The sequence below is a fragment of the Undibacterium umbellatum genome, from assembly GCF_014284125.1.
Lineage (GTDB): Bacteria > Pseudomonadota > Gammaproteobacteria > Burkholderiales > Burkholderiaceae_D > Undibacterium > Undibacterium umbellatum.
The window spans coordinates 1-744 of record NZ_JACOFX010000063.1 but is presented as its reverse complement, the minus strand read 5'-3'; the positions used below and the strand labels follow the sequence as shown (position 1 = coordinate 744).

Annotated in this window: 1 protein-coding gene; it reads left to right on the top strand. The window is 59.5% G+C overall.

Features of this window, described 5'->3' with window-relative positions; translation table 11 throughout:
- Positions 1–744: phage major capsid protein, P2 family (locus H8L47_RS30505; RefSeq protein ID WP_186957335.1), on the top strand; the 744-nt coding region annotated here is incomplete at both ends.

The window sequence follows — 744 nt, the reverse complement described above, 5'->3', positions numbered from 1 at the left end:
GCCAAACCCGCGACTTAACAGGTCTGGAAAACGGCCGCTACAAATGCAGCAAAACCAACTACGACACCCACGTCCCCTATGCCAAGCTCGATGTCTGGGCCAAATTCCCCGACTTCCAAACCCGCATCCGTGACGTCATCGTCAAACGCCAGGCGCTAGACCGCATGGTCATGGGCTTCCACGGCACCAGCATCGCCCCCAATACCGACATCACCGCCCACCCACTGTTACAAGACGTCAACATCGGCTGGCTGCAACACATGCGCGAAGACGCCCCGCAGCGCGTCATGTCCCACGGCAACGCCCCAGGCAAAGTCAAAATCGGCCAAAACGGCGACTACGCCAACCTCGACGCCGCCGTCTTCGATGCCATCACCCTCCTCGACCCCTGGTTCCGTGAAGACGCAGGCCTGGTCTGCATCGTCGGCCGCGAACTCATGCACGACAAATACTTCCCGTTGGTCAATACAAACCACGCCCCGACCGAGACCCTCGCCGCCGACATCATCATCAGCCAAAAGCGTCTCGGTGGCCTGCAAGCCGTCAGCGTCCCCTACTTCCCGCCCAACAGCTTCTTAATCACCCGCTACGACAACCTGTCCATTTACTACCAAGACAGCGCCCGCCGCCGCCAGATCGTCGACAACGCCAAGCGCGACCGTATCGAAAACTACGAATCCTCGAATGACGCCTACGTCGTCGAAGACTACGGCATCGCCGCCCTCGTTGAAAACATCGAACTCG